The sequence below is a fragment of the Thioclava sp. 'Guangxiensis' genome (genome assembly GCF_045348365.1).
In the GTDB taxonomy this organism is placed as follows: domain Bacteria; phylum Pseudomonadota; class Alphaproteobacteria; order Rhodobacterales; family Rhodobacteraceae; genus Thioclava; species Thioclava kandeliae.
The window spans coordinates 482967-508681 of sequence record NZ_CP155822.1; the positions used below are offsets into that span (position 1 = coordinate 482967).

Sequence of the window (25715 nt, forward strand, 5' to 3'; positions counted from 1 at the left end):
CCCTATTCTGCGGGGGTGCCACTCGCGTCGTCTTTGCGGATTTCGCGCAATTCACGGGCAAGGCGCAGCTGTAGGGATCCCTCGGGCAGGCTGCGCGGCACATATTCGGGCACGGATTTCAGGATCACGCCCAGAATACCCGCCGTATCGCCCAGATCGACCGCCTCGCGCAGATCGCGCAGCGCGGCGGCCATCTCGATTTCGGAGAGCATATCCTCGCGCACGCGGATGATCTTAGGGTGATCCGTGGTCTGCGCGCCCTTGCGCACCATCAGCTCCTCATGCAGCTTCTCGCCCGGACGCAGACCCGTGAAGGCGATCTCGATATCACCTTCGGGATTTTCCTCACTGCGCACGGTGAAGCCCGCCGCATCGATCAGCTTGGCGGCCAGATCGACGATCTTCATCGGGCGGCCCATATCCAGCACATAGACCTCACCGCCCTCGGCAAAGGCTCCAGCGGCCAGCACGAGCCGCGCCGCTTCGGGGATGGTCATGAAATAGCGCGTCATGCGCGGATCGGTCACCGTTACCGGTCCGCCCCGCGCGATCTGCTCCTTGAACAGCGGAATGACCGAGCCCGAGGATCCCATCACATTGCCGAAGCGCACAATGGAATAGATCGTGCCCTGCGAGCGGCCCGCCAGATCCTGCACGGTGAGTTCGGCGAACCGTTTGGAAGCGCCCATCAGATTGCTCGGGCGCACCGCCTTGTCGGTGGAGACCAGCACGAAACGGCGCACTCCACAATCGCGGGCGGCGCGTGCAAGAACGGCGGTGCCGAGCGCGTTATTGGAGATCCCGACACGCGCATTGCTCTCGACGAGGGGGACGTGCTTGTAGGCGGCGGCATGCAGCACCACCTCGACACGATGCTGGGCCAGCGTCTCGCGCACATGCACGGAATCGCAGACCGAGCCCAGCACCGGCACGATCTCGCAGCCGATCGCCTCGCCAAGAACCCGCATCTCGGCCTCGGCCTGATAGAGCGCATATTCGGACAGCTCGAACAGCACCAGTTTGCTCGGACGGCTGGTCATCACCTGGCGGCATAGCTCGATCCCGATCGAGCCCCCCGCCCCCGAGATCATCACCACACGTCCGCGATAGGCGGTATGACTGTTGCTGATTTTCTTCTCGAGATTCTCGCGCGGCAGAAGCGCTGCCGTGCCGGCCGGCATCAGCTTGGTCAGCAGATTGGTCTCGCCGGTCAGCCGCGCGAAGGCCGGCAGCGTCTCGACATCGATCCCCAGACGCGCCAGACGCTTGGAGATGAAGGTCTGTTTCTGCACCGAGACCGACGGCATCGCGAGGATCACACGGTTGATCTTGTGACGCTCGATAACCTTGTCGGCATGCACCCCGGAGAAGATCGGAACACCGTTGAGGTTCATCCCGTCCAGCGTGCCGTTATCATCAAGGAACGCATAGATCATCATGCCGGGCCGGTTGCGCAGCTCATGCGCCAGCGCCATGCCGGTGCGCCCCGCGCCATAGATCGCGATCCGGCTGACGACATTCGACTGCCGGTAGATCTGCACCAAGAGGAAATAGAGGAATTGCCGCATCCCCACCGTCGCCACGAAATGCACGATGGCAAAGAGGATATGCAGCCGCAGCCCAGCATTCACATGTGAGATGGTCGACAGGAGATAAGAAGAGATCCCGAGCGCTACGGAAATCGCCAGTGACCGCAGCACGGCCTCGCCATCGAAATCCTTCAGCTTGCGGTTGAACATCCCCAGCACAGAACCGAGACCGACACTGACCATCAGCAGGAAGGGCAGATAGACCAGCGTGAAGCGGAATGTATTGACCGCCTCCTCCAGCCCGAAGCGCAGAATAAGCGCCAGCCAGAAGGTCAGCGGGACCATCATCAGGTCGACCACCGCCAGAATGCAGAATTTCGTTTTCTGGTTCAACGCCACGAGGCGCCGTGTCAAAGAAGGCATAGGCCTCTCGGGGTCAAATAGAGTTCGTCAGTCGGTGCTGCATGTGCAGAATAAGCCTCGCACTCTGTCAGTCGAGAACTTTTTTGATCGTATCATAGACAATTCGGGCATCGAAGCAGACGGAGCGATGTTTTTGATACATAAGATCCAGCTTTGCCTTGGCCGGAATGCAGGTCTCGCAATAGACACGATCGGTCTCCTCTGGCGTATCACATTGGGAAAGCAGCCATTCTTCATGGCGATGGTAGTAGAGCGAGGCCAAACCCGTCGCGCCGGGGCGGGATTTGAGCACCTCACCATAGATGGCGGGAAACCGCTCGACATATTCGCGCAGCGGTGCGCGTGGACCCACGAAGCTCAGATCACCTTTGAAGATATTCCACAGCTGGGGCAGCTCGTCGCCACGGGTCTTGCGCAGGATCCGTCCGATTCGGGTGATCCGTGCCGCCTTGTTGCCCCCCGAGACCCCGCTATCGCTCTCCACGAGGCTCATCGTGCGGAACTTCCAGAGCCGGAAGCTCTCGGTCGGGCTCTTCATCCGCTCGGCAACGTAGAAATAGGGCCGCCCTTCGGTAAAGGCCAAGGTAACCAGCACGATCGCGATCAGCGTCAGCAGGATCGGAGCCAGCAAAAGCGCAAGCACCAGATCAAAGAGGCGTTTGCCGAATGTCATCGAAGATCTCCACGCAATTGACGAAGTTCGGCCACCAGTCGCGTGGCCTCGACGGGGCGCTCGGGCACAAGCCCCAGCGCCACCGCGCGACTGACATCCAGCTCGACCCGTTCGATGGCCTCGGTCGGCGCCGGACGCGGGGTGAACGGCTCGCCCGCCGCACGCAGCAGCGCGTCCATCGACACCAGATCGGGTTCGGCCATGTTGAGGATTTCGGGCACGCGCGCGCCCGCCGCCAGGAATCGCGCGAGCCGCGCAAGCGCCTGCGCCAGCGTCACCGGCCCGATATAGCTCCGCAGCGGCCCGTGCGGCTTATCCGCCATGCCCCCGAACATATCGAGCACGCGCCCCGCCGCGGGAGCCTCGGCCCCCAGAAGCGCATCCGCCCCCGCCACATTCCCGATGCGCAGACAGCAGGTCCGCGCATATCCGCGTGCCATTTCCTCCATTGCGACCTTGGCACGGCCGTAATCGGACAGGGGCGCGAGCGGCCCATCCTCGGCAAGCGGCAGATCGGCGGAGCCCCGCCCATAGACCGCCGCCGAAGAGGCCAGAATGACCGGCCGTTCCGTGGTCTTTCCCGCCTCGCAGGCAGCCTGCGCGAGCGTCACATTGAGCCCCATTTCCACGTCCTGTCCCGGCGTCACACCCGCCAGACACAGCACCACATCCGCAGCCTCGGCCGCGCGGCGGAAATCGACGCTATCTGCCAGTGGATCAAAGAGAATATCGGCCCCCTTCCCCTCGCTGCGTGCCTGCAGCGCAAGTTCGAGCCCCGAGGTCAGGCCGAAGGCCGAAGAGCGCCATGCCGGCACGAGGAGCCGCCCCAGCCGTCCGGTCGCGCCGACAGCCAGCACCCTGACGGGACGCTGCGCCAGAGCGGCAGGTTGCGCGAGGGCGGGCTGGGTCGAAAAATTATCTGCCAACTTGTAAATCTTTCTCGGACAGGCCATGAATAGCGCCGAACGCGCCTATGCGATTGAAGCCTGCCAAAGACTTAGCATCCGTTTCAAGGATGCGAAACGGGGGAAGTGAATGAGTTTGAAAAACCGTCGCGCAGTATTTCTGATTGCGGCCCTCGTCGCCCTAGGCGCCTGCACGCTCCCGCGCGGTGCGGCCATGCGCTCGGAGATCCTCAAGAACGAAGGCAAGGAAAACGCTCAATTCGCCCATTACGAGATTGACCGTGCCCATCTCGCCCAGATCCATAGCTGGCCTGCCGGTGCCCATGCCCTGCCGCCGCGCGCATGGCTGCGGGGCGGCGCAAGCTCCCAGCCCGGCACGTTGAGCGCCGGCGACAGCGTCGGTCTGGCGGTCTGGGAAAACGGTGACAACAAGCTGCTGACAACCGAAGGCGCCCCCTCGGTGGCGCTGCAGGCCACGCAGATCAACGATGACGGGACGCTCTTTGTCCCCTATGCGGGGCCGATCCATGTGGCGGGCCTCACGGTCGAGACCGCCCGCGAGCGGGTGCAGGACGCGCTCAGCTCGCTCCTTCCCGCCGCACAGGTCCAGCTCTCGCGCCAGCCCGGTGCACGCAACACCGCCGATCTGGTCAGCGGTGTGGCCGCACCCAAATCCATCGATCTGTCGCAACGTCCGATGAGCGTGTTGTCGGCCATCACTGAGGGCGGCGGGGTGTCGTCATCCTTCGCCAACCCGCAGGTGCGTCTGCTGCGCGGCAACTCGGTCTATGAAATCTCGATGAAGCGCCTGATCGACGATCCCACGCTCGACACCGGCATGCGCCGAGGCGACAAACTGCTGGTGACCGAAGATCCGCGCTATTTCCTCTCGATGGGCGCCACCGGCAAGGAAGCCATCGTGCCCTTCCCGCGTGACAAGGTTTCCGCGCTCGAGGCGATCACCCTTGCAGGCGGCGTCAATGACAGCCGCGCCGACCCGAAAGGCGTGCTGATCCTGCGCGACTATCCGGCCAGTGCCGTGGGCCCCAACGGTCCGTCGAACCAGCGGGTGATCTTCTCGATCAACCTGACCACAACGGATGGCCTCTTCTCGGCACAGAACTTCTATCTGCAGCCGCAGGATGTGGTTCTGGCCACCGAAAGCCCGATCGTGAAGGCCCAGACGCTGTTCAGCCTGTTCAACACGACGGTCTCCTCGGCGGCCCGCGTCGACAACTTCTGATCATATAACCGCCATGCGCTCCGCTCCCTGAGCGCATGGCGGCCCTGCACAAGCGTTTTTACGTTCCGCCTCTCTGGACCTTTGCGGCGCAAGATGATTGCTTGGCGCCAGAATTTGGAGAGAAGAAGATGGCATTCGGTAAGAATATCCGCACATGGTTTGACGGGGCTTGGCACGATGGCGATGCGATGGTCATGCGCGCGGCCGATCACGGGCTCTGGCAAGGGTCCAATGTTTTTGACGGCGCGCGCCTCTTTGGCGGGCTCGTCCCCGATCTGGACGCCCATTGCGCCCGCCTGAACCGCTCGGCAGAGGCGCTGATGATCACCCCGACGATGGACGCCGCCGAGATGGTCGAGATCGTGCGCGAGGGGCTCAAACCCTATGGCACCGATACCGCCGTCTATATCCGTCCGATGTATTGGGCGGTGAACGGCTCCGAACTGGGGATCTCGCCCGCGCCGAACTCCACCGGCTTCGCGATCAGCCTCGAGGAAGTGCCGATGCCCGCCGAGGATGCGGCCACCACGCTGACCACCACCCAGTTCCGCCGCCCCGTGCTGGCCGACAACGTCTGCAATGCCAAAGCGGGCTGCCTCTATCCCAATAACGCGCGGATGCTGGTCGAGGCGCAGCGCAAGGGCTTCGGCAATGCGCTGGTGCAGGATGCGCTCGGCAATGTGGCCGAGACCGCTTCGGCCAATGTGTGGATGGTCAGGGATGGCGAGTATTTCACCCCAGTCGCCAACGGCACCTTCCTCGCGGGCCTGACCCGCAAGCGCCATATGAAGAACCTGCGCGAGGCGGGCTATACCGTCAACGAGACGGTTCTGACGCTGGAAGACTTCCGTAAAGCCGATGAGGTCTTCCTGACCGGCAACTTCTCGAAGGTGCAATATGTCAAGGCCTTCGACGATGTGAGCTATGAATACGGCCCGCTGACCCGCAAGGCGCGCGAGCTGTATATGGACTGGGCGACGAGCTGCCCGCTCTGATTTCACAGGCGGTTGCAAAGATCGGAGCGGCGGGCAATCATGCACCCGCCCCTCCTATGGGCACTCCTTTCACGGCCAAGCCGCGCTTGGCCCCGTTTTCCCGGAGCTTTCATGCGCAAATTCCTTGTCGTGCTCGATGATACCCGCGAATGCCTGAACGCGATGCGTTTTGCGGCAATGCGCGCCAGCCACACGGGTGGCGGCGTGACCATCATCTCGGTGATCCCGCCAGAGGAATACCAGCACTGGATGGGGGTGGCCGAGCTGATGCGCGAGGAAGCCCGCGAGCGGATCGAGGCACATTTCGAGGTCTTCGCAAAATGGATGCGCGACCGTCAGGGGGTGAACCCCGAGCTGGTGATCCGCGAAGGGGAACCGGCCAAGGAAATCTTCAAACTGGTCGAGGATGACCCCGAGATCGGCGTTCTGGTTCTGGGCGCGGGTTCGGGCAAGGGCGGCCCCGGTCCGCTGGTGACGCAGATGACCAAGATCGCCGGAACCCTGCCCTTCCCGCTGACCATCGTGCCGGGCGATATGTCGAAGGAAAAGCTCGAACAGATCACCTGATCGGGAATAGTTTAGAACTTTTCTAAACATTGACATCGGGGCCCCTGAAGCGCATATCAGGTGCCCAAAGCCGAAGGAGCCCATCATGTTCATTCAGACCGAGACCACGCCGAACCCGGCGACGCTGAAATTCCTGCCCGGCCAGACCGTTCTGGAGATGGGCACTGCCGACTTCCCGACCGCGGACGCGGCTGCCAAATCACCGTTGGCAAAGGCCATCTTCGCCGTGCCCGGCGTGACGGGCGTGTTCTTCGGGTCCGATTTCGTGACCGTGACCAAAGATGATGCGACCGATTGGGATCATGCGAAACCTGCAATCCTCGGCGTGATCATGGAGCATTTCCAGTCCGGCGCGCCAGTGATGGACGGCGAAGGTGCTGGCTCTGGCGGCCATGCCGAGCATACGGGTGATGCCGAGGACGGCGCGATCGTGGCGCAGATCAAGGATCTTCTCGATACCCGCGTGCGTCCCGCCGTGGCTCAGGATGGCGGCGACATCACCTTCCACGGTTTCGAGCGTGGCGTGGTCTATCTGCATATGCAGGGCGCCTGCGCGGGCTGCCCCTCTTCGACGCTGACCCTGAAAATGGGCATCGAGAACCTGCTGCGCCATTACATCCCCGAAGTGACCGAGGTCCGCCCCGTTGCAGGCTGAGCCTCTGATACTGTCTTTCGACACCTCGGCCGCGCATTGCGCGGCCGCTTTGCTGCGCGGCGACACGCTTCTGGCCGCGCGCACCGAGGAAATGTCGCGAGGTCAGGCCGAGCGCCTGATGCCGATCATGCAAGAAATGATGTCGGATCAGGGCGTTAGCTGGGCCGACCTTGATGCGATCGGCGTCGGGATCGGGCCGGGCAATTTTACCGGCATCCGGATTTCGGTCTCGGCCGCGCGCGGTCTGGCGCTGGCCCGCAACATCCCCGCAATCGGCGTGTCGAATTTCGAGATCCTGCGCGAGGGCCAGTCTGCGGGCCGCGAGATCGTCTCCGTGGCGGCCCCGCGCGATCAGGTCTATCTGCAGCTCTTCGATCAGGGGGCGCCCGCCGCCAAACCTGTGCATTTCGACCCCGAAGCGCCCGACACCGCGCTGACCGTTCTGGGCGCCCAGCGGGTGATCGGCGCGCAGGCCGAACGGATCGCCAGCCTTCTGGGCATTGCGCAGGCCCTGCCCTGCGAGATGGCACAGGTGCCCGAGCGCATCGCCCGTATCGCGGCGCGCAAACTGGCCACGCAGACCGATCACGCGCGCCCCGCGCCCCTCTATATCCGCGCCGCCGATGCCGCCCCGCCCTCGGATGCGCCGCCTGTTATCCTCGACTAAGAGCCCGCCCATGACACCTGCCCAGATGGCCGCGATCCACAAACAGTGTTTCACGACCCCGCGCCCGTGGCGGGCCGAGGAATTCGCCGAGACGCTCTCGAAGAAATTCTACTTCTGCCTTTCGGAAGACCAGGGCTTCCTGATCGGTCGGGTGATCGCCGGAGAGGCGGAGCTCACCACCATCGCGGTGGCCCCCGCCGCGCGGCGTCAGGGCATTGCGCGCCGGTTGATGGCGCGGTTCGATGACGAGTTACGCGCCCGCAACGCCGAGATCGCCCATCTCGAGGTCGCGATGGAAAATCATTCCGCCCACGCACTTTACCTAGCGACGGGCTGGTCCGACAGCTGTATCCGCGAGAACTATTACCGCCATCCTGATGGCAAGCGGAGTGACGCGATCCTGATGGTGCGCGACTTCGGGCCGGACATTTTCTGACCAATCAGACGAAAAATGACGACCGCCCCCTACGGAGGGGTCAAATCTGACTTGACGCGTCTTGCCGAGTTCGGTCTGAATTGGCTATGGGGCACAGATAGAATGCCCTTCCACCGGCCCCTTCGGGCCGGCCAAGCCATGATCGGGGAGATATCCATGAGCTTTATGAAATCCATTCTCGGCGCTGCCGCGACGCTTGCGCTGACCGCGGGTGCCAGCCTTGCCGATCCGGCCTTGATCTACGATCTGGGTGGCAAATTCGATAAGAGCTTCAACGAGGCCGCGTTCAATGGCGCGAAACGCTGGGTCGAGGAGACCGGCGGCAGCTATAAAGAACTCGAGATGCAATCGGAAGCACAGCGCGAGCAGGCGCTCCGCCGTCTGGCCGAATCCGGCGCGAACCCGATCATTACTACCGGCTTCGCTTTCGGCGATACGCTGAACACCGTGGCGCCCGATTATCCGGACACCAAATTCGCGATCATCGACTCGGTCGTCGATCTGCCCAATGTCCGCTCGGTCGTGTTCAAGGAAGAACAAGGCTCGTATCTGGTCGGCATGCTGGCGGCAGAGGCCTCCAAATCCGGCACCGTCGGCTTTATCGGCGGCATGGACATCCCGCTGATCCGCAAATTCGCCTGTGGCTATGTGCAGGGCGCCAAAGCGGCCAATCCCGACATCAAGGTCGTTCAGGCCATGACCGGCACCACGCCCTCCGCATGGAATGATCCCGTGAAAGGTGCCGAGCTTGCCAAGGCGCAGATCAGCCAGGGTGCGGATGTGATCTATGCCGCCGCCGGTGGCACCGGTATCGGTATCCTGCAGGCCGCAGCCGACGAGAACATCCTGTCGATCGGCGTCGACAGCAACCAGAACATGCTGCATCCGGGCAAAGTGCTGACCTCCATGGTCAAGCGCGTGGATAACGCCGTCTATGACATGTTCACCGCGGGCCCCGATATGGAAACCGGCGTTGTGACGTTGGGTCTGGCCGATGACGGCGTGGGCTATGCAATGGACGAGAACAATGCCGATCTGGTCACCGCCGAGATGCGTGCACCGGTAGATGCGGCCGCCAAGAAGATCGCCGATGGCGAGCTGGAAGTGCATGATTACACCACGGACAGCACCTGCCCGGTCGAGTGATCCCATGAGCGATATGGCAACCAATATGACGCGGCAGGAAACTGCCGCGTCTAGCGTTAAGCCCGCCCCCGCAATCGAGCTGCGCGGCATCTCGAAGGCCTTCGGGCCGGTGCAGGCCAACAAGGACATCTCCATCAAGGTGATGCCCGGCACGATCCACGGCATTATCGGCGAGAATGGCGCTGGGAAATCCACGCTGATGTCGATCCTTTACGGCTTCTACAAGGCCGACCGTGGCGAAATCCTGATCAACGGGCGCGAGACCTTCATCCCCGATAGTCAGGCCGCGATCCGCGCGGGCATCGGTATGGTGTTCCAGCATTTCAAGCTGGTCCCGAATTTCACCGTGGTCGAGAACGTGATCCTCGGCGCCGAGGACGGCCGGCTGCTGCGCCCCTCCATCGCCAAGGCGCGGCGCGAACTGAAGCGGCTGGCTGAAGACTATGAAATGGATGTGGACCCCGACGAGCTGGTCGAGAACCTGAGTGTGGGCCACCAGCAGCGGGTTGAAATCCTCAAGGCGCTCTATCGTCAGGCCGAGATCCTGATTTTGGACGAACCTACCGGCGTGCTGACCCCCGCCGAGGCCGACCACCTGTTCCGCATTCTCGACACGCTGCGGGCCGAGGGAAAGACGATCCTGCTGATCACCCATAAGCTGCGCGAGATCATGATGGCGACCGATACGGTCTCCGTGATGCGGCGCGGCGAGATGACAGCCACCGTGAAGACCTCCGAGACCTCGCCCACCGAACTGGCCGAGTTGATGGTGGGCCGCAAGGTTCTGTTGAATGTCGAGAAGACCAAAGCTCGGCCCGGCAAGCCGATCCTCGAGATCCGCGACCTGCGCGTGCGCGACGAGGCCGGTGTCGAGCGTCTGAAAGGCGTCGATCTGGAGATCCGCGCGGGCGAGATCGTGGGTATTGCCGGTGTGGCCGGCAATGGCCAAACCGAGCTTCTGGAGGTCCTGGGCGGCTATCAGGTGGCCAGGGGCCAGATCAGCGTGAACGGCAAGGTTCTGGACCTGACCGGCCGCGCCGATGCGCAAAGCCGCCGCCGCGATGGCATCGCCCATGTCCCCGAAGACCGCCATCACCACGGGCTGATCCTCGATTTCCCCGCCTGGGAGAATTTCATCTTCGGCTATCACGGTGCGCCGGAATACCAGAAGAACGCTCTTCTGATGGATAATGCGGGCATCGTGAAGGCGACCGAAGGCGCGATGGAACGCTTCGATGTGCGCCCGCCGATCCCGTCTCTGGCGGCCAAGAATTTCTCGGGCGGCAACCAGCAGAAGATCGTGCTGGCGCGCGAGATCGAACGCAATCCCGCCCTTCTGCTGATCGGTCAACCGACGCGGGGCGTGGATATCGGCGCGATCGAGTTCATCCACAAGCGCATCATCGAACTGCGCGATGCGGGTGCGGCCATTTTGCTGGTCTCGGTCGAACTCGACGAGATCCGGTCGCTGTCGGACCGGATCGCGGTGATGTTCGATGGCGAGATCATGGGCTTCCGCGATCCGGCCACCACCGACGAGAAAGACCTCGGTCTGCTGATGGCGGGCATGCGTGACCCGAGCCCGATTGCCCGCGAAGATAACGACGACCAGCACCGCCATGACGACCATCTTCACGATGATGAGGATGACGGCGATGGCGATGACGGCGGAGAAGGCTGATGAAAAAACTACCGACTTGGGCCGATGTGGTCCTTGTGCCGCTGATCTCGATCCTGCTGGCTGCGATCATCTCGGCCATCGTGGTGCTGGCCATCGGCGGCAACCCGATCGAGGTGATCTCGGTCATGTTCGAGGGCGCTTTGGGCACCCCCTATGGCTGGGGCTACACGCTTTATTACACTACCAGCTTCATCTTCACGGGTCTTGCCGTGACGGTCGCCTATCACGCGAGCCAGTTCAACATCGGCGCCGAGGGTCAGGCCCAGCTGGGCGGGCTTGGCGTGGCGCTGGTCTGCCTCGCGCTGCCTTGGCCAGCGTGGTGGCTGGCGCTTCCTGCGGCGATGGTGGGGGCTGCACTTTTTGGCGCGGCATGGGCCGCCATTCCGGGCTGGCTTGCGGCCAGACGCGGCAGCCATATCGTGATCACCACGATCATGTTCAACTACATCGCCTATAGCCTGCTGCAATATCTGCTGGTCACCGTCATGCGCCCCGAAGGCGCGATGGATCCGGCCACCGCGCGTTTTCCTGCGGGGGCGAGCCTGCCGACCTTCCACGATATTCCGGGGCTTGGCGCGATCTTCAAACCCTCGGTTCCGGCCAATATCACTTTCTTCATCGCCGTGGCGGCCTGTGTGCTGGTCTGGGTGCTCCTGTGGAAGACGAAACTCGGCTACGAAATCCGCGCCTTCGGCCTGAACGAGAAAGCCGCAAGCTATGCCGGTATCTCGCGCACCAAGATCATTCTGGGGTCCATGCTGATCTCGGGCGCGCTGGCGGGACTGATGTCGATCAATAACGTCATGGGCGAGGCCGAGCGTCTGTTGCAGAACTCCGCCGAAGGCGCGGGCTTTATCGGGATCGCCGTGGCGCTGATGGGCCGCAACCATCCGCTGGGGGTCTTCCTTGCGGCGTTCCTCTTCGGCTTCCTCTATCAGGGCGGTGCCGAGATGGGGCTCTGGACCTCGATCCCGATCGAGCTGCGCCTGCTGATCCAGGGTCTGGTCGTGCTCTTTACCGGCGCGCTTGACGGGATGGTGCGGATGATGCTCCTGCCCTTCTTCCGCGTGAAACAGGGGGCCAAGTGATGGATTACGCAACCCTAATCGCCATTCTCGATTCCACCCTGCGGCTGGCGACGCCGCTGCTTCTGGCCTGCCTGGCGGGGCTTTACTCCGAGCGTTCGGGCGTGTTCGATATCGGGCTCGAAGGCAAGATGCTGATGGCCGCGATGACCTCGGGCGCAGTGGCCTACCTCACCGGCAATGTCTGGCTCGGCTGTCTGGCGGGGATCGTGGCCTCGATCCTGTTCTCGCTCCTGCATGGTCTGGCCTCGATCACCTTCCGTGGCAACCAGCTGATCTCGGGCGTGGCACTCAACTTCCTTGCCTCGGGCATGACGGTGCTCATCGCGCAGGCACTCTTCCATCAGGGCGGGCGCACACCGGCGCTTTCAGGCGAGGCGCGGTTCAACGAGCTGCACCTGCCCTTCGAATATGCCGTCCGGCAGGTGCCCGTGATCGGCCCGCTTTACTCGGATGTCCTCTCGGGCCATTCGATCCTCGTCTATGTGGCGCTCCTTTGCGTGCCGCTGACATGGTGGGTGCTCTACCGCACCCGCTTCGGGCTGCGGCTGCGCGCCGTGGGCGAAAACCCCGAATCCGTCGATACCGCGGGTATTTCGGTGATCGGGCTGCGCTATGGCGCGGTAACCATCACAGGCGTGCTTTGCGGGCTCGCGGGCGCCTATATGGCCACCGGCCTGCAGGCAGGCTTTGGCCGCGAGATGGTGGCGGGGCGCGGCTATATCGCGCTGGCCGCCCTCATCTTTGCCAACTGGAAACCGTGGTCCGCGCTCTGGGCGACCCTGCTCTTCGGGTTCCTGCAGGCACTGGCCCTTCGCCCCGATGTGCTGCAAAACACGCTTCATCTGTCGGTTCCGGGCGCGCTTCTGGATGCGCTGCCCTATATCCTGACGGTGATCGTGCTGGCCGGTGTCGTCGGCAAACCCCATCCCCCGAAGGCCGGAGGGCAACCCTATGTCAAAGAGCGCTGAGCTGGCGGGCCTCATCCGCGAGCGGGCGGGCGATACGCCCCCCGCTATCGGGCTGGTTCTCGGGTCGGGTCTGGGCCATCTGGCCGAAGAGATCGACGGCACAGCCATTCCCTATGCCGACCTGCCGGGCTTTCCGCATGCGGGCGTTTCGGGCCATAACCCCAAGCTGGTGATCGGAGAGTTCGAAGGGGTGCGCGTGGCCGTCTTCGGGGGCCGTGTGCATTATTACGAGCATGGTAACCCCGCCGAGATGCGCCTGCCGCTCGAGATCCTGAAGGAGCTGGGCTGCGAGCGGCTGATCCTGACCAATGCGGCAGGCTCGCTACGCCCCGATATCCCGCCGGGCGGGCTGATGATGGTGGAAGACCATATCAATTTCGCGGGCCATAACCCGCTGATCGGCGAACCCACGGAGGCGCGTTTCGTGCCGATGACGGACGCCCATGACCTGGAGATGCGCGCGGGTCTCATGGCCGCGGCCCAAGCCGAGAGCATCGATCTGCCCACCGGTGTCTATTGCTGGTTCTCCGGTCCATCCTTCGAGACCCCAGCCGAGATCCGCGCCGCCAAAATCCTTGGTGCGGATGCCGTGGGCATGTCCACGGTGCCCGAGGTGATCCTCGCGCGGTTCCTGGGGCTCAGGGCCGCGGCCATTTCGGTCATCACCAATATGGGGGCGGGCATGAAAGCCGACGAGCAGATCAGCCATGCCCAGACCAAGGCGATGGCGCCCCTAGGCGCTGCCAAGCTCGAAAAGATCCTGCGACGATATCTGCGAAGTCTCTGACCCTGCCGCCTCCGGCGGCGAGGACGACCTGCCTTTCGCAAAGGTTTGACAGACCGGCAAGAGGCGCTCACAGTAAGTCACTGACATTGCGCGGATCCACATGCAAATCTATCTGCCCATCGCCGAAGTCTCGGTCAATTTCTTCCTCCTCTTCGGGATCGGCGGGATCGTCGGCATCCTGTCGGGGCTCTTCGGGGTGGGCGGCGGCTTCCTGATCACGCCGCTTCTGTTCTTCATCGGCATTCCGCCCACCGTCGCGGTGGCCACCGGCGCCAATCAGGTGGTGGCGTCCTCGGTCTCGGGTGTCCTCAGCCAGCTCAAGCGCAAGGCCGTGGATATCCCGATGGGGATGATCCTGCTGATTGGCGGTCTGATCGGCTCGGTCGCGGGGATCTCGATCTTCAATTACCTGCAGGCACTGGGCCAGATCGATCTGGCCGTGCAGCTGTGCTATGTGGTCTTTCTGGGCGGCGTCGGTCTTCTGATGTTCCTGGAGAGCCTGCGGGCGCTGCGGCGCACCAAAGGCGCCTCGGCCCGCCGCGGCAAGCGCAACAGCCACGGCTGGGTCCATAAACTGCCTTTCAAGATGAAATTCCGCGCCTCGGGTCTCTATATCTCGATCATACCGCCGCTTCTGGTGGGGTTCTGCGTGGGGATTCTGGGCGCGGTAATGGGCGTGGGCGGCGGCTTCATCATGGTGCCTGCGATGATCTACCTACTGGGCATGCCCACCAAGGTCGTGATCGGCACCTCGTTGTTCCAGATCCTGTTCACCTCGGCGTTTACCACGATGATGCATGCCATCACCAACCAGTCGGTCGATGTCATGCTGGCCATCATGCTGATCTTGGGCGGGGTGATCGGGGCACAGATCGGCTCGGTGCTGGGCGGGCGGCTCAAGGCCGAACAGCTGCGCATCCTGCTGGCGGCGCTCGTGCTGCTCGTCGCGCTGAAACTGGGCTTCGATCTGGTGCTGAAGCCGAGCGAGCTTTACTCGATCTCGCTGGGAGATGGCTGATGCTGCGTCTTGCCCTTCTCCTGATTGTCATCGCCCTGCCCGCCCGTGCCGCCGAAACCGTGGTGGCCGGTCTCTCGCGCGAGAGTATCGGGATCACCACCTCCTTCGACGGCTCCGAGATCCTGATCTTCGGCGCGGTCAAACGCGCCGCCCCCGAGCCGAGCGGCCCGCTGGATGTGATCGTGACGCTGGAAGGTCCGCAAGGCCCCGTGACCGTGCGCCGTAAATCGCGCCAGATGGGGATCTGGATCAATACGGGCTCCGTCGAGATCCCCTCGGCCCCCAGCTATTACGCCGTGGCCACCACCCGCCCCGAGCGCCAGTTCCTCGCTCCCGAGGTTGACGAGATCTACCGTATCACCGTGCCGCAGGCCCTGCGCAATTATACCGATGCGATCGAGCGCGCCAATGCCGCCCCCTATGCCGAGGCGTTACAGCGTATCCGGCTGCGCCAGAGCCTCTACAAGGATAATCCGGGCGATGTGAAACTGCTCGACGACACGCTCTTCCGCGCCGATTTCAAACTGCCGGCCAATCTGATCGAGGGCGATTACAAGGTGCGGATCTTCCTCGTGCGCAAATACCGCGTGATCGACGAATATACCGCCCCCGTGAGCGTGCGCAAAGTCGGGCTCGAGCGCTGGCTCTATGCGCTGTCGCAAAACTATCCGCCGCTTTACGGCATCATGTCGCTGGCGCTCGCGGTGTTTGCGGGTTGGGCGGCCAATGCGGCCTTCCGCAGGTTCTTCAGCTGATCAGCCTTCAGGCGCGTCCTGGATCTCGAGCTTGAGCGCCTGCGCCGCCCCTTTGGGCAGATCCTCCACGCCCAGCGGCGCCGAAGGACGTGCCAGCCGCGCCCGCGTCACCCACAGAAGGCGATGCTCGGCACGGGTGATCGCCACATAGGCCAGACGTTTCCACAAGGGGATACCTGCCTCCACCCGCCCCGCACGGGCGGCCGCATAGATATCGGGCGCGAAGACCTGCACATCGCGCCATTGCGAGCCCTGAGCCTTGTGGATGGTCACCGCCGCCCCGTGCAGGAAGGTGGCCCCCATGCGCGCGGCAAAGGGAATGAAGGGCTCTTCCTCGTCGGGCAGCTCGATCTTCACGATCGAGGCCGCAGACAGGCGCGGATCTTCCGAGCCGATCACATGCAGCCGCGAAAAACCGGGTTTCTTGCCCGGCCCCAGATAAATGACCTGCGCGCCCTTGATCAGGCCGCGCGCTTCCAGATCGATCCGGCGTTTGCGGTGCTTCACCGGCAGCTCGATCCCGTCGCAGATCAGCGGCTCGCCTGGCAGCAGCTCATCGACCGGCGCGCTGAAGGCGCCGCGGAAGGCATGGATCAGCCGTATACGCGTGGCATTGCGCCAGACAAGCACCGGCGAGCGCGCCATCAGATCGGCCTCGACGCGGCCCGCCCAGACCACACGCTCGTCACCTGCGGCGCGGTCCTCGATCATCCGCTCGAACCGGTCGAAGGTGAGGGCGTCATCGGCCAGCGCATGGGCCAGATCGAGGATCGGATTATCCTGCGTCTGGCGGTGGATCCGGTGGAGCACATGTTTGCGCTCGTCGGGAAGTTTCTCGAAACTCATCTGGCCCGACTGGTTCACCGGCGCCAGCTGCGCCGGATCGCCGAACAGGATCAGCGTCGGAAAGATCTCGCGCAGATCGTCGAACTGGCGCTCGTCCAGCATCGAGGCCTCGTCGACAAAGCCGATATCGAGCGGGTCCTCGCGCCGTTTCCAGCCCTGAATGAAATCGGAGCCGCGCAACCCCGCCGATGCGAGCGCGGCGGGCACGGATTTGTGGATATCGTAGAAGGCTTTGGCACGGTCGAGCATCTCTTCGGTCAACCCCTCGACCTTCAGGATATCGAGATTCGGGCGCTCACCCTGGCCGCCCAACCACTCGGCGATCCGCTCGTATTCTGGGTCATAGACGGGGGTGTAGAGGATGCGGTGGATGGTGGTTGCCGGCACCCCGCGCGAGCGCAGCACCGAGGCCGCCTTATTGGTCGGCGCAAGGATCGCCAGCGTCCGGCGTTCCTTCTTTTTCTTGCCTTCGTAATCCCCCGAGACGATCTCGACGCCAGCCTCCTGCAGGGCCTTGTAGAGCGAGGACAGCAGCATGGTCTTGCCGGAGCCCGCCTTGCCGATCACCGAATGCACTTGGGCCGCCGAGGTTTCGGGCATCACCATACCGTCATCAACATCGACCCCTGCCTTGCGCAGAGCGTCGGCTACGGCATCCCAGGCCTCGGCCTGATCTTCGGAAAACTGGATTGCGGGCACATCATTCATGGCCGTGACCATAAAGAAGCCCGTCTACGGGCGGAAGAGCGAAAGCCCCCCGCCCACGCGGATTTCGAGCAGCCGCCCCTATTGCGCGGCCTGCGGCACGGCAAGCCCCACGATATCCATCATGATGCGGTTCAGCTCGAAATCCTTGGGCGTGTAGACCCGTGCCACGCCATAGCCCATCAGGCGTCTGGCATCGTCGTCGGGGATAATCCCGCCAACCAGCACGGGCACATCGGCAAGCCCCGCCTCGCGCATCCGCTCCATCAGCTCCTCGACCAGCGGCAGATGGCTGCCCGACAGGATCGAGACGCCCACCACATGCGCGTTTTCCTCGAGCGCACGGGCCACGATCTGCTCGGGCGTCAGGCGGATACCCTCATAGGTAATGTCCATGCCGCAATCGCGGGCGCGGAAGGCGATCTGCTCAGCCCCGTTGGAATGGCCATCGAGCCCGGGCTTGCCCACCACGAACTTGAGGCGCCGCCCGAGTTTGCGCGAGGCCTGCTCGACCGCCTCGCGGATATCATCCAGCCCTTCGGTGCGGTTGGAGGGCGTGCTGGCCACACCTGTCGGGCCGCGATATTCGCCATGAACGGCGCGCATGACCCCCGCCCATTCGCCCGTGGTCACGCCCGCGCGGGCCGCCTCGATCGAGGCAGGCATGACATTCTCGCCCTTTGACGCCGCAAGCCGAAGCGCCTCCAGCGCAGCGCTCACCCGCGCCCCGTCACGTTCCGCGCGCCACTCGGCCAAACGCGCCACCTGCTCGGCCTCGACCGCAGGGTCCACAACCATGATCCCGCCATCCCCGGCGGTCAGCGGCGAAGGCTCCCCCTGCTGCCAGCGGTTCACGCCCACCACGATCGTCTCCTCGGCCTCAATCCGCCCGATCCGGGCGGCATTGGCCTCCACCAGACGCGATTTCATGTAATCGATGGAGGCAATCGCCCCCCCCATCGCATCGATCTGCGCCAGCTCCGAACGCGCGCCGTCCTTCAGCGCCTCGACCTTGGCGGCCACCGCCGGATTGCCGTCGAAGAGATCGCCATATTCCAGCAGATCGGTCTCGTAGGCCATGATCTGCTGCATCCGGAGCGACCACTGCTGGTCCCATGGGCGCGGCAGGCCCAGAGCCTCGTTCCATGCCGGCAGCTGCACCGCACGGGCGCGGGCATTCTTCGAGAGCGTCACGGCCAGCATCTCGATCAGGATACGATAGACGTTATTCTCGGGTTGCTGTTCGGTCAGACCGAGGCTGTTGACCTGCACCCCATAGCGGAAGCGGCGGTATTTCTCTTCCGCGATCCCATAACGCTCGCGGCAGATCTCGTCCCATAGCTCGGTGAAGGCGCGCATCTTGCACAGCTCGGTGACAAAGCGGATGCCCGCATTCACGAAGAACGAGATCCGCCCGACCATTTCGGGGAACGCCTCCACCGGCACCTTGGTCTTCAGGTCGTCGAGCACGGCAATCGCCGTGGCAAGCGCGAAGGCCAGCTCCTGCTCGGGCGTGGCCCCCGCCTCCTGCAGGTGGTAGGAACAGACATTCATCGGGTTCCATTTGGGCAGATGCTCGCGGGTATAGGCCGCCACATCGGTGATCATCGCAAGGCTCGGTTTGGGCGGGCAGATATAGGTCCCGCGCGAGAGATATTCCTTCACCAGATCGTTCTGCACGGTGCCCTGCAGCCGCGAGATATCGGCGCCCTGCTCCTCGGCCACCGCGATATAGAGCGACAGAAGCCACGGCGCGGTCGCGTTGATCGTCATCGAGGTATTCATCTGTTCGAGCGGAATATCGGCAAACAGCGCACGCATGTCGCCCAGATGGCAGACCGGCACACCCACCTTGCCCACCTCGCCCCGCGCGAGGATATGATCGCTATCATAGCCCGTCTGGGTGGGAAGATCGAAGGCCACGGACAGCCCCGTCTGCCCCTTGGCAAGGTTCGTGCGGTAAAGCTCATTCGATTTCCGAGCGGTCGAATGACCGGCATAGGTGCGAAACAGCCACGGCTTGTCACGAACGGGTAGATCGGTTCTGGTCTCGGTCATGGGCGGCCTCCCCTCCACGAATCCAATATGGAAACATAATTCCTGAAATTAGATACTACACGCAACTTTATAATAACAAGAAAATTCTGCATCGCAGAGATTGTCCGGCAAAACGCGCGTTTGCGCGCCACACGCCCAAGATGAGAGCTATATGTAAAGCTCTCCTTTCTTTTTACCCGAAAGTTACCGTTTGCCGCCAGAGTCATGCTATAAAATTTCTGCGGAAAGTCAGCACAGCAAGGCCGGACTACACGAAATCGCGACAGGACAGGGCACCAAAGCGGGTGGCTTGGCCGGTATGGCTACGCTCGGGAAAATACCCATTGCGACACAAAATTACAAAATCAAAATCTATATAGTTGCTTTGTTGCGTATCCGATTGTAGAACTGAGGAGCACCCAGACGATTCTGCGGCGCGGCATCTTGGGAAGAGGAAGATGGGGATGGCATTGGATAGCGACAGCAACATCATTCCGTATAAGGCGGAAGAGAAAGACCTATACGAGATCGGGGAAATCCCGCCTTTGGGCTATGTGCCGCCCAAGATGTATGCGTGGGCAATCCGCCGCGAGCGCCACGGCGCCCCCGAAGACTCCTTCCAGAAAGAAATCGTCGATACATGGACTATCGACAGCAACGAGGTGCTCGTCCTCGTGATGGCCGCGGGCGTAAACTATAATGGCGTCTGGGCAGGGCTCGGTGTGCCGATCAGCCCGTTCGACGTGCATAAGGCCCCCTACCATATCGCCGGTTCCGATGCCTCGGGCATCGTCTGGGCCGTGGGCGACAAGGTGAAGAACTGGAAAGTCGGCGACGAGGTGGTGATCCATTGTAATCAGGATGATGGCAATGACGAGGAATGCAATGGCGGCGATCCGATGTTCTCGCCCAGCCAGCGCATCTGGGGCTACGAGACGCAGGACGGCTCCTTCGCGCAGTTCACCCGCGTGCAGGCCCAGCAACTGATGCCGCGCCCCCGGCATCTGACATGGGAAGAGAGTGCCTGCTATACGCTGACGCTGGCCACTGCCTATCGTATGCTGTTCGGCCATCACCCGCATGAGCTGAAACCGGGCCAGAACGTGCTGGTCTGGGGCGCCTCGGGCGGCCTCGGCTCCTATGCAATCCAGCTGGCCAATACCGCGGGCGCCAATGCGATCGGCGTGATCTCCGATGAATCCAAGCGCGAATTCGTCATGGCACAGGGCGCCAAGGGCGTGATCAACCGCAAGGAATTCAAATGCTGGGGGCAGCTACCCACTGTCAACAGCCCCGAATATAACGACTGGCTGAAAGAGGCCCGCCGCTTCGGCAAGGCGATCTGGGACATCACCGGCAAGGGCGTGAATGTCGATATGGTCTTCGAGCATCCGGGCGAGAGCACCTTCCCCGTCTCCACCCTCGTGGTGAAAAAGGGCGGCATGGTGGTGATCTGCGCGGGCACGAGCGGGTTCAATTGCACCTTTGACGTGCGCTATATGTGGATGCACCAGAAGCGCCTGCAAGGCAGCCATTTCGCCAATCTCAAACAGGCAGCCTCGGCCAACCGGCTGATGATCGAACGGCGGCTCGATCCCTGCATGTCGGAAGTGTTCCCGTGGGAAGAAATCCCGCAATCCCATACGAAGATGATGCATAACCAGCATAAGCCGGGGAACATGGCGGTATTGGTGCAAGCAACCAGAACGGGCCTGCGCACCTTTGCCGATACGCTCGAAGCCAGCGGACAGGTCTGACCCGACACAGAAGGCTGCCAGAACGGCAGCCTTTTTGCGTTACATGGGGGCGTGACCGCCGGAAAGATCGCGCACCCGCATCCGGCGCATCGACCAGATCTGCCCTCCCGCCTCCAGCGGGCTGACCACACGGAACATATCGGCCAGCATTGCCGCATCGGCGCGCAGACCCGCCACCCAGCTGCCCAGTTTCGCGTGTTTGTAGGGGCTTGCCACATCGGGCCATTCGACCACCGCAATCCGCGCATTGTTGCGGATCAAGAGGCGGTTCATATGCACCTCCAGCCCGAAATGCGGCAGATCGTCGAGCCCCTCCATGAGCCAGTCACGCGGCAGAACCCGCTCGCCCGAGATGTAATCGAGCCCGATCATCCGCCAGACCATGGGCGCATTGCGGCGCAGGCTGATCGCCACATCGGCGCGCCCCCTCCGCACGGGGTCGAGCAGTTCCGACACATGCAGCCCCGTCAGCCCCAGAAGATCACTGTCGAGGAGCATCACATGGCTGCCCGCCGCCGCCGCGATCCCCCGCGCCACCGCGGCCGATTTGCCTCCATTCTGCGCCTGCCGGATCAGCCTCACCGAGGGCAGCGTTGCCACCACATCGGCGGTGCCATCGCTCGATCCGTCATCCACCACGATGACCTCATGGATCGCGGGATGGCACAGCACCGCCTCCAGAACGCGGCGGATACGGGGCGCCTCGTTATAGGCGGGGATCACGCAACTGATGCTTAGTCCTGCGGACATGACGACTGCCTCTTGTGATGGATATACCAGCCGATACCGGCGATAACGAGTATTGCAAGAACGATGATGGAGCCCTTCGAGATCCATCCGTCGATCCGCGCATAGGCCGAGCCCATGAAATAGCCCAGAGCCATGAGGGCGCCGGTTTTGGGGATCGTCGCCAGCAAATTATACAGAAAGAACGGGACGATCGGCATCCGCGAGATACCGGCCGCCACCAGAATGGCCGCCCCTGCGGAATGGGTAATTTTACCCGCGATCAGGGTGCGCCCGCCTTTCTCGCGGAAATGGCGCAGCATCTTGCGCAGGCGCCGTCCGTCGAGCCCCAGCCTGTGGCGCCATTTCGGCGGCACGATCCCCAGCCCCTTGCGGCCGAGGAAATAGAAACCCAGATCGCCGATCAGATCGCCTGCGACCAGAACGAAGAACAAGGGCACCACGTCGAAGGCGCCATTCGAGGCGAGCCACGAGGCCAGCACGGTCACGATAGGCCCTTCCAGAATGGAAAGGCCGCCCACCAGCACAAGCCCGTGGGACGACAAAAGCGCTATAATCTGGTCGAGACCGAACATAGGGTTACTTCGCGGCTTTCGGAGGTGTCAGGGCGCCATTCCGGTCCATAGCCGAGCCGCGCCACTCGAACCCGCGCCGCGCCCATGTCATGACCCAGAGCGCGGGCATCAGGATATCGCGCGCGACCATCGCCGCCACATCACGCGCGCCATGCGGCCAGCCCGCCCGTTTGGCCAGCGCCCATTCCGCCAGATACCACACACAGCATAGCACAAGGATCAGCGCCCATGCTCCCGCCAGCCCCAGAGCCAGCGCGGGCAACCACGGCCCAAGCAAGATCTCGGCGGCGAAAATCATCAGGAATCCGTCGCGGCGGACCCGCGCCCAGCGCAGCTGCCTGTCCCAGACCGCGCGGAAACCACGGGAGCCCACCGGCTGCGCAAAGGGCTTACGGACCACGCGTACCTTCAGCCCCTGACGGCGCACGGCCTTGGTCGAGGCCACATCCTCGGCCAGATCGCGCCCCAGAGCCACCAGACCACCCGCTTTTTCCAGCACATCGCGACGCCAGCACAGCGTCTTGCCCTGCGCGAACCCATTGCCCAGCATATCCGCCGATAACTGCCAGCGGGCCTGGAAACTGTTGAGGAAAGCGGCCTCGACTGCGCCCCAGAAATTTCCGGCGCGGATCCCGATGGGCGGGCTGGTCACCAGCCCCGTATCGGCTTCCACCACCTCCAGCATCCGGTCGATATAATCGGGCGGCAGCAGCAGATTGGCATCGGCCATCGCGATCCATTCGCCGTGCGCGGCCCTGAACCCTTTTTCGAGATTGTTCAGCTTGGGATTGCCGGTAATCCGGTCCTCACCAATCAGGATCTGGCATGACACCCGCGGATAACGCGCCGCAAGCGCGCGCAGCACCTCTACCGCCGGATCATGCTCCACCGCGGCGCAGAAGATCACTTCATAAGAGGGATAATCGAGTTTGAAGCTGGTCTCGAGCGTCTCGGCGTCGAACCGGTCAAGCCCGCAGACCGGCCGTAGGAGGGTGACCATCGGGCGCGCCGCGATCTCGGCGGCTGGTCTGCGGCGATATCGCCAGAGCCCCTGCGCCACCGTCACCAGATGCACACCGAAAAGCACGCCGAAGATCGCGAGAAAGATCATGGACCAGCTCATACCCGCACCTCCGCAGGCTGCGGCAGCTTGCGGCTCTGGCGCTTGGCCACAGGCCGCAGCTCAAGCAACTCCAGCCGTCCGTCCTCGGTTTCGACCATCGCCGTGTAGCTATCGATCCAGTCGCCGCAATTGGCATAGACCAGCCCCTCGACATTGCGCAGGGCCGGCTTGTGGAAATGGCCGCAGACCACGCCATCAGCCTCCCGCGCCCGCACCAGCTCCATCAGGCGCCCCTCATAGCGATTGCCTGCGGTCATCAGCATATTCACACCCGTCACAAGCATCTCGACCAGATTCCGCTCGGGTTCACGGTGGAACGACCGCGACAGTCCCCGCCGCGCCCACGCGTCAAACCGGCGCAGCCCCGCATCCAGCCGCGACCCGAGCCGTGTCATGAAATGGAAGCGCAGGAGCCGTGCATCGCATTGATCGCCATGCAGGACCAGAAAGCGGCGGCCGTCGGCGCTCTGGTGGATCGCCTCATTGACCAGCTCCATACCCTGAAACTGGCGCCCCAGACGTTTGCGAAGCTCTGCATCGTGATTGCCCGGCAGGTAGACCACCCTGACGCCCGCGCGGATACGGGCACGCAACTCGTCCATCACCGCGTCATGAGTGGCCGACCAGTTGGGCTTGCCACCATGCCAGATATCAAGAATATCGCCCACCAGATAGATCGTCTCGGCCTCGGTCTGGCGCAGGAATTCCAGAAACCGCCCCGCCTGACTCCCCCACGCTCCCAAATGCAGGTCCGATACGAAAAGCGTTCTGACACGCCTCGGGCGCAGTGGCGGGATGAAGCTGCCGGTCATACCCTGATCCTTATACGTCTTCTATTGTCTTTGGTGCCAAGCGGATACGAAGTTCCAATGACACATAGATGAAGCATTCATGACGGTCGGCAAGGTGCGGACGATAACATTGACGGGAACTTGTCGCGACGACGCGCGTTGGGTCTCCGACGGATCGGAGACGCGATCCATGAAAAGGCCCGTTAAAGGCCGGTAACTGGAGATCAAAATGAAAAAACTTCTGCTCGTTCTGCCGATGGTCGCCGCTCTCGCAGCCTGCCAGACCGCAAACCAGACCCGCGCCGCAGGCGCATTGGGTGGCGCGGCGCTTGGCGCGAATATCGCCGACAACAATGACGAGAACGCCATCTCGGGTGCGGCAGCCGGTGCCGCTGTCGGCCTGATCGCGGGTCAGGCTGTCGCAAGCCGCACCAATCCCGATGCGCAGACCTGCCGTTATACCGACTCCTATGGCCGCTCCTACACTGCAGCCTGCCCTGCACGCTGATCCGGCGCGGACTGCGGGAAAGCAAAGCCGACGGGATCATCCCGTCGGCTTTTTGCATGGCCGCGTCTCCGATCATTTCACGTGAAACCCCGTTTGAGGCGGCAAATTGCAGGGGCTGGACTTGCGCGATATGAAGGGGGAGAGGAGATCACCGTGCCGCCCCTATCCCTGACCCGCCTTTATGACACCTCCGCATTTGCCGTCGATCACCATCAGGGGGATGGGGATGCGCTGGTTCTGTCTTTTTCCTCGATAGGCCATGATGCGACGCGTCTGCCCTCGCCGGAATTCGTGGCCTCTGCCATTGGTCACCGGCAGGGTGGCAACCGGCGTGCACTTTTCTTCATGGATGCCGCGCGCAGCTGGGGCAATACGCCGCTTTTCCCCGAGATCGTCCGGCGCGCCTATGCCCATGCTTGTGCGCAGCGCCCTGTGCGCCAGCTGATCGCGCTCGGGCTTTCCATGGGCGCCTATCAGGCGTTGATTGCCGCGCAGATCCTGCCAGTGGACACGGTGCTGGCCTTCGGGCCGCAATATTCACTGGAACTGGCCGCCAACCGGAGGGAATGGCAGCCTTGGGTCGCGCGCATCGACCAGCCCCTTTGGCCAATAGCCCCCCTTCCCGCCGCGCCCTGTCAGACCTTCCTCGTTCACGCCCTGCGCGACGATCTGGACCATGCGCAGAGCTTCCGGCCCGCAAGGGGTGTGGATCACATCCTCTTCGACGATCTCGATCATTCCTCCTTGTTACCGCATCTGAAACGCCGCGGATGCCTCGACGGGGTGATTGACGCCGCCGTGGCCCAAGACAGACGCCGGATGCTCCGCATTCTCCAGAGCGCGGGCGGAAGACGGCGAGAGGAAAGCGTTCTCCAGGCCGGGTCACCCCCGGCACAAAGGCAGGAGACACAGGAAAGAATGCGGAAATCCGACCTTTGACGCGTCTGAGACAGATAGCCATATGCGCAGGAAGCGGATACGGGACAGAGCGCCCCGTTCCCCTCGCGCTTCCGCACAGGTCACCGACCTTGGACAGGAATGCAATCGACCACAACTAAACTATTGATTTTTTTCGGGCCGGCACTATGTA

25 protein-coding genes are annotated in these 25715 nt (G+C 63.0%); 16 read left to right on the forward strand and 9 right to left on the reverse strand.

Annotated features, from left to right (window positions below; all coding sequences use genetic code 11):
- Positions 1–2 precede the first annotated feature (2 nt).
- From ABEB22_RS02305 to ABEB22_RS02315, 3 genes are all read right to left on the reverse strand, one after another.
- Positions 3–1952 carry a nucleoside-diphosphate sugar epimerase/dehydratase gene (locus ABEB22_RS02305; RefSeq protein ID WP_339111929.1) on the reverse strand — a complete coding sequence of 650 codons (1950 nt, stop codon included), beginning with the start codon at positions 1950–1952 and terminating at the stop codon, positions 3–5.
- A 67-nt stretch (positions 1953–2019) separates the two neighbouring features.
- Positions 2020–2625, reverse strand: a complete 606-nt coding sequence (locus ABEB22_RS02310) for a sugar transferase (RefSeq protein ID WP_339111928.1) — start codon at positions 2623–2625, stop codon at positions 2020–2022.
- Positions 2622–3551 carry an NAD-dependent epimerase/dehydratase family protein gene (locus tag ABEB22_RS02315; RefSeq protein WP_406870746.1) on the reverse strand — a complete coding sequence of 310 codons (930 nt, stop codon included), beginning with the start codon at positions 3549–3551 and terminating at the stop codon, positions 2622–2624. The genes ABEB22_RS02310 and ABEB22_RS02315 overlap by 4 nt, the downstream gene beginning before the upstream one ends.
- 109 nt (positions 3552–3660) lie before the next feature.
- On the opposite strand from ABEB22_RS02315, the gene ABEB22_RS02320 reads away from it, so the two are divergent.
- From ABEB22_RS02320 to ABEB22_RS02380, 13 genes are all read left to right on the forward strand, one after another.
- On the forward strand, positions 3661–4773 hold the full coding sequence (locus ABEB22_RS02320) for a polysaccharide biosynthesis/export family protein (RefSeq protein ID WP_339111926.1): 1113 nt from the start codon (positions 3661–3663) through the stop codon (positions 4771–4773).
- Between the two features lie 128 nt (positions 4774–4901).
- On the forward strand, positions 4902–5768 hold the full coding sequence (locus ABEB22_RS02325; RefSeq protein ID WP_339111925.1) for a branched-chain amino acid aminotransferase: 867 nt from the start codon (positions 4902–4904) through the stop codon (positions 5766–5768).
- A gap of 111 nt (positions 5769–5879) precedes the next feature.
- Positions 5880–6335 (forward strand): universal stress protein, encoded by a 456-nt coding sequence (locus ABEB22_RS02330; protein WP_339111924.1) that lies wholly within the window; start codon positions 5880–5882, stop codon positions 6333–6335.
- 85 nt (positions 6336–6420) lie between these two features.
- Entirely contained in the window at positions 6421–6990 is a 570-nt protein-coding gene (locus tag ABEB22_RS02335; protein ID WP_350937698.1) for a NifU family protein, read from the forward strand.
- Positions 6980–7657 carry a tRNA (adenosine(37)-N6)-threonylcarbamoyltransferase complex dimerization subunit type 1 TsaB gene (gene tsaB / locus ABEB22_RS02340; protein ID WP_406870747.1) on the forward strand — a complete coding sequence of 226 codons (678 nt, stop codon included), beginning with the start codon at positions 6980–6982 and terminating at the stop codon, positions 7655–7657. The genes ABEB22_RS02335 and tsaB overlap by 11 nt, the downstream gene beginning before the upstream one ends.
- 10 nt (positions 7658–7667) lie before the next feature.
- Entirely contained in the window at positions 7668–8093 is a 426-nt protein-coding gene (gene rimI, locus ABEB22_RS02345; RefSeq protein ID WP_339111921.1) for a ribosomal protein S18-alanine N-acetyltransferase, read from the forward strand.
- A 156-nt stretch (positions 8094–8249) separates the two neighbouring features.
- On the forward strand, positions 8250–9239 hold the full coding sequence (locus ABEB22_RS02350; RefSeq protein WP_339111920.1) for a BMP family ABC transporter substrate-binding protein: 990 nt from the start codon (positions 8250–8252) through the stop codon (positions 9237–9239).
- A gap of 13 nt (positions 9240–9252) precedes the next feature.
- A complete protein-coding gene (locus ABEB22_RS02355) occupies positions 9253–10920 on the forward strand; it encodes an ABC transporter ATP-binding protein (RefSeq protein WP_406871112.1) in 1668 nt (555 codons plus the stop codon).
- On the forward strand, positions 10920–12008 hold the full coding sequence (locus ABEB22_RS02360) for an ABC transporter permease (protein WP_406870748.1): 1089 nt from the start codon (positions 10920–10922) through the stop codon (positions 12006–12008). Before ABEB22_RS02355 ends, ABEB22_RS02360 begins: the two co-directional genes overlap by 1 nt.
- The gene (locus ABEB22_RS02365; RefSeq protein ID WP_406870749.1) at positions 12008–12976 is read left to right on the forward strand and encodes an ABC transporter permease; all 969 of its coding nucleotides are present in this window, start codon (positions 12008–12010) and stop codon (positions 12974–12976) included. Before ABEB22_RS02360 ends, ABEB22_RS02365 begins: the two co-directional genes overlap by 1 nt.
- Positions 12960–13763 carry a purine-nucleoside phosphorylase gene (locus ABEB22_RS02370; RefSeq protein ID WP_350937687.1) on the forward strand — a complete coding sequence of 268 codons (804 nt, stop codon included), beginning with the start codon at positions 12960–12962 and terminating at the stop codon, positions 13761–13763. Before ABEB22_RS02365 ends, ABEB22_RS02370 begins: the two co-directional genes overlap by 17 nt.
- A 100-nt stretch (positions 13764–13863) precedes the next feature.
- Positions 13864–14781 (forward strand): sulfite exporter TauE/SafE family protein, encoded by a 918-nt coding sequence (locus ABEB22_RS02375; RefSeq protein WP_339111916.1) that lies wholly within the window; start codon positions 13864–13866, stop codon positions 14779–14781.
- Positions 14781–15536 carry a TIGR02186 family protein gene (locus ABEB22_RS02380; RefSeq protein WP_406870750.1) on the forward strand — a complete coding sequence of 252 codons (756 nt, stop codon included), beginning with the start codon at positions 14781–14783 and terminating at the stop codon, positions 15534–15536. Before ABEB22_RS02375 ends, ABEB22_RS02380 begins: the two co-directional genes overlap by 1 nt.
- On the opposite strand, the gene ABEB22_RS02385 is transcribed toward ABEB22_RS02380, so the two are convergent.
- Positions 15537–17102, reverse strand: coding sequence for an ATP-dependent RecD-like DNA helicase (locus ABEB22_RS02385; RefSeq protein ID WP_406870751.1), 1566 nt, complete (start codon positions 17100–17102; stop codon positions 15537–15539).
- A gap of 66 nt (positions 17103–17168) precedes the next feature.
- Positions 17169–19163 carry a methylmalonyl-CoA mutase family protein gene (locus ABEB22_RS02390; RefSeq protein WP_406870752.1) on the reverse strand — a complete coding sequence of 665 codons (1995 nt, stop codon included), beginning with the start codon at positions 19161–19163 and terminating at the stop codon, positions 17169–17171.
- A 425-nt stretch (positions 19164–19588) separates the two neighbouring features.
- Between ABEB22_RS02390 and ccrA the strand changes: the two genes are divergently transcribed.
- Positions 19589–20881: a crotonyl-CoA carboxylase/reductase gene (gene ccrA, locus ABEB22_RS02395; RefSeq protein WP_339111913.1), complete on the forward strand. Its 1293-nt coding sequence runs from the start codon at positions 19589–19591 to the stop codon at positions 20879–20881.
- 39 nt (positions 20882–20920) lie between these two features.
- On the opposite strand, the gene ABEB22_RS02400 is transcribed toward ccrA, so the two are convergent.
- From ABEB22_RS02400 to ABEB22_RS02415, 4 genes are read right to left on the reverse strand one after another with little or no spacing between them, the layout of a single operon-like run.
- The gene (locus tag ABEB22_RS02400) at positions 20921–21631 is read right to left on the reverse strand and encodes a glycosyltransferase family 2 protein (protein ID WP_406870753.1); all 711 of its coding nucleotides are present in this window, start codon (positions 21629–21631) and stop codon (positions 20921–20923) included.
- Positions 21616–22203, reverse strand: a complete 588-nt coding sequence (locus tag ABEB22_RS02405; RefSeq protein WP_339111911.1) for a VTT domain-containing protein — start codon at positions 22201–22203, stop codon at positions 21616–21618. The genes ABEB22_RS02400 and ABEB22_RS02405 overlap by 16 nt, the downstream gene beginning before the upstream one ends.
- A 4-nt stretch (positions 22204–22207) precedes the next feature.
- Entirely contained in the window at positions 22208–23326 is a 1119-nt protein-coding gene (locus ABEB22_RS02410; RefSeq protein WP_406870754.1) for a ceramide glucosyltransferase, read from the reverse strand.
- Positions 23323–24138, reverse strand: coding sequence for a UDP-2,3-diacylglucosamine diphosphatase (locus tag ABEB22_RS02415; RefSeq protein ID WP_339111909.1), 816 nt, complete (start codon positions 24136–24138; stop codon positions 23323–23325). The genes ABEB22_RS02410 and ABEB22_RS02415 overlap by 4 nt, the downstream gene beginning before the upstream one ends.
- A gap of 208 nt (positions 24139–24346) precedes the next feature.
- Here ABEB22_RS02415 and ABEB22_RS02420 point away from each other — a divergent pair, with 208 nt between their 5' ends.
- Both ABEB22_RS02420 and ABEB22_RS02425 read left to right on the forward strand, forming a co-directional pair.
- Complete coding sequence (locus tag ABEB22_RS02420; protein ID WP_350937676.1) at positions 24347–24625, forward strand: hypothetical protein; 279 nt, start codon at positions 24347–24349, stop codon at positions 24623–24625.
- A gap of 153 nt (positions 24626–24778) precedes the next feature.
- Complete coding sequence (locus ABEB22_RS02425) at positions 24779–25564, forward strand: hypothetical protein (protein WP_406870755.1); 786 nt, start codon at positions 24779–24781, stop codon at positions 25562–25564.
- Positions 25565–25715: the final 151 nt, after the last annotated feature.

What these genes read in the sequence shown, in the direction of transcription:
- ABEB22_RS02375 (WP_339111916.1), top strand. Translation starts at nt 13,864, where the DNA reads ATGCAAATCTATCTGCCCATCGCCGAAGTCTCGGTCAATTTCTTCCTC.
- ABEB22_RS02305 (WP_339111929.1), bottom strand. Translation starts at nt 1,952, where the DNA reads ATGCCTTCTTTGACACGGCGCCTCGTGGCGTTGAACCAGAAAACGAAA.
- ABEB22_RS02385 (WP_406870751.1), bottom strand. Translation starts at nt 17,102, where the DNA reads ATGGTCACGGCCATGAATGATGTGCCCGCAATCCAGTTTTCCGAAGAT.
- ABEB22_RS02420 (WP_350937676.1), top strand. Translation starts at nt 24,347, where the DNA reads ATGAAAAAACTTCTGCTCGTTCTGCCGATGGTCGCCGCTCTCGCAGCC.
- ABEB22_RS02350 (WP_339111920.1), top strand. Translation starts at nt 8,250, where the DNA reads ATGAGCTTTATGAAATCCATTCTCGGCGCTGCCGCGACGCTTGCGCTG.
- ABEB22_RS02360 (WP_406870748.1), top strand. Translation starts at nt 10,920, where the DNA reads ATGAAAAAACTACCGACTTGGGCCGATGTGGTCCTTGTGCCGCTGATC.
- ABEB22_RS02400 (WP_406870753.1), bottom strand. Translation starts at nt 21,631, where the DNA reads ATGTCCGCAGGACTAAGCATCAGTTGCGTGATCCCCGCCTATAACGAG.
- ABEB22_RS02365 (WP_406870749.1), top strand. Translation starts at nt 12,008, where the DNA reads ATGGATTACGCAACCCTAATCGCCATTCTCGATTCCACCCTGCGGCTG.
- ABEB22_RS02320 (WP_339111926.1), top strand. Translation starts at nt 3,661, where the DNA reads ATGAGTTTGAAAAACCGTCGCGCAGTATTTCTGATTGCGGCCCTCGTC.
- ABEB22_RS02310 (WP_339111928.1), bottom strand. Translation starts at nt 2,625, where the DNA reads ATGACATTCGGCAAACGCCTCTTTGATCTGGTGCTTGCGCTTTTGCTG.
- ABEB22_RS02410 (WP_406870754.1), bottom strand. Translation starts at nt 23,326, where the DNA reads ATGAGCTGGTCCATGATCTTTCTCGCGATCTTCGGCGTGCTTTTCGGT.
- ABEB22_RS02370 (WP_350937687.1), top strand. Translation starts at nt 12,960, where the DNA reads ATGTCAAAGAGCGCTGAGCTGGCGGGCCTCATCCGCGAGCGGGCGGGC.
- ABEB22_RS02405 (WP_339111911.1), bottom strand. Translation starts at nt 22,203, where the DNA reads ATGTTCGGTCTCGACCAGATTATAGCGCTTTTGTCGTCCCACGGGCTT.
- rimI (WP_339111921.1), top strand. Translation starts at nt 7,668, where the DNA reads ATGACACCTGCCCAGATGGCCGCGATCCACAAACAGTGTTTCACGACC.
- ABEB22_RS02330 (WP_339111924.1), top strand. Translation starts at nt 5,880, where the DNA reads ATGCGCAAATTCCTTGTCGTGCTCGATGATACCCGCGAATGCCTGAAC.
- ABEB22_RS02380 (WP_406870750.1), top strand. Translation starts at nt 14,781, where the DNA reads ATGCTGCGTCTTGCCCTTCTCCTGATTGTCATCGCCCTGCCCGCCCGT.
- ABEB22_RS02415 (WP_339111909.1), bottom strand. Translation starts at nt 24,138, where the DNA reads ATGACCGGCAGCTTCATCCCGCCACTGCGCCCGAGGCGTGTCAGAACG.
- ABEB22_RS02335 (WP_350937698.1), top strand. Translation starts at nt 6,421, where the DNA reads ATGTTCATTCAGACCGAGACCACGCCGAACCCGGCGACGCTGAAATTC.
- ccrA (WP_339111913.1), top strand. Translation starts at nt 19,589, where the DNA reads ATGGCATTGGATAGCGACAGCAACATCATTCCGTATAAGGCGGAAGAG.
- ABEB22_RS02325 (WP_339111925.1), top strand. Translation starts at nt 4,902, where the DNA reads ATGGCATTCGGTAAGAATATCCGCACATGGTTTGACGGGGCTTGGCAC.
- ABEB22_RS02355 (WP_406871112.1), top strand. Translation starts at nt 9,253, where the DNA reads ATGGCAACCAATATGACGCGGCAGGAAACTGCCGCGTCTAGCGTTAAG.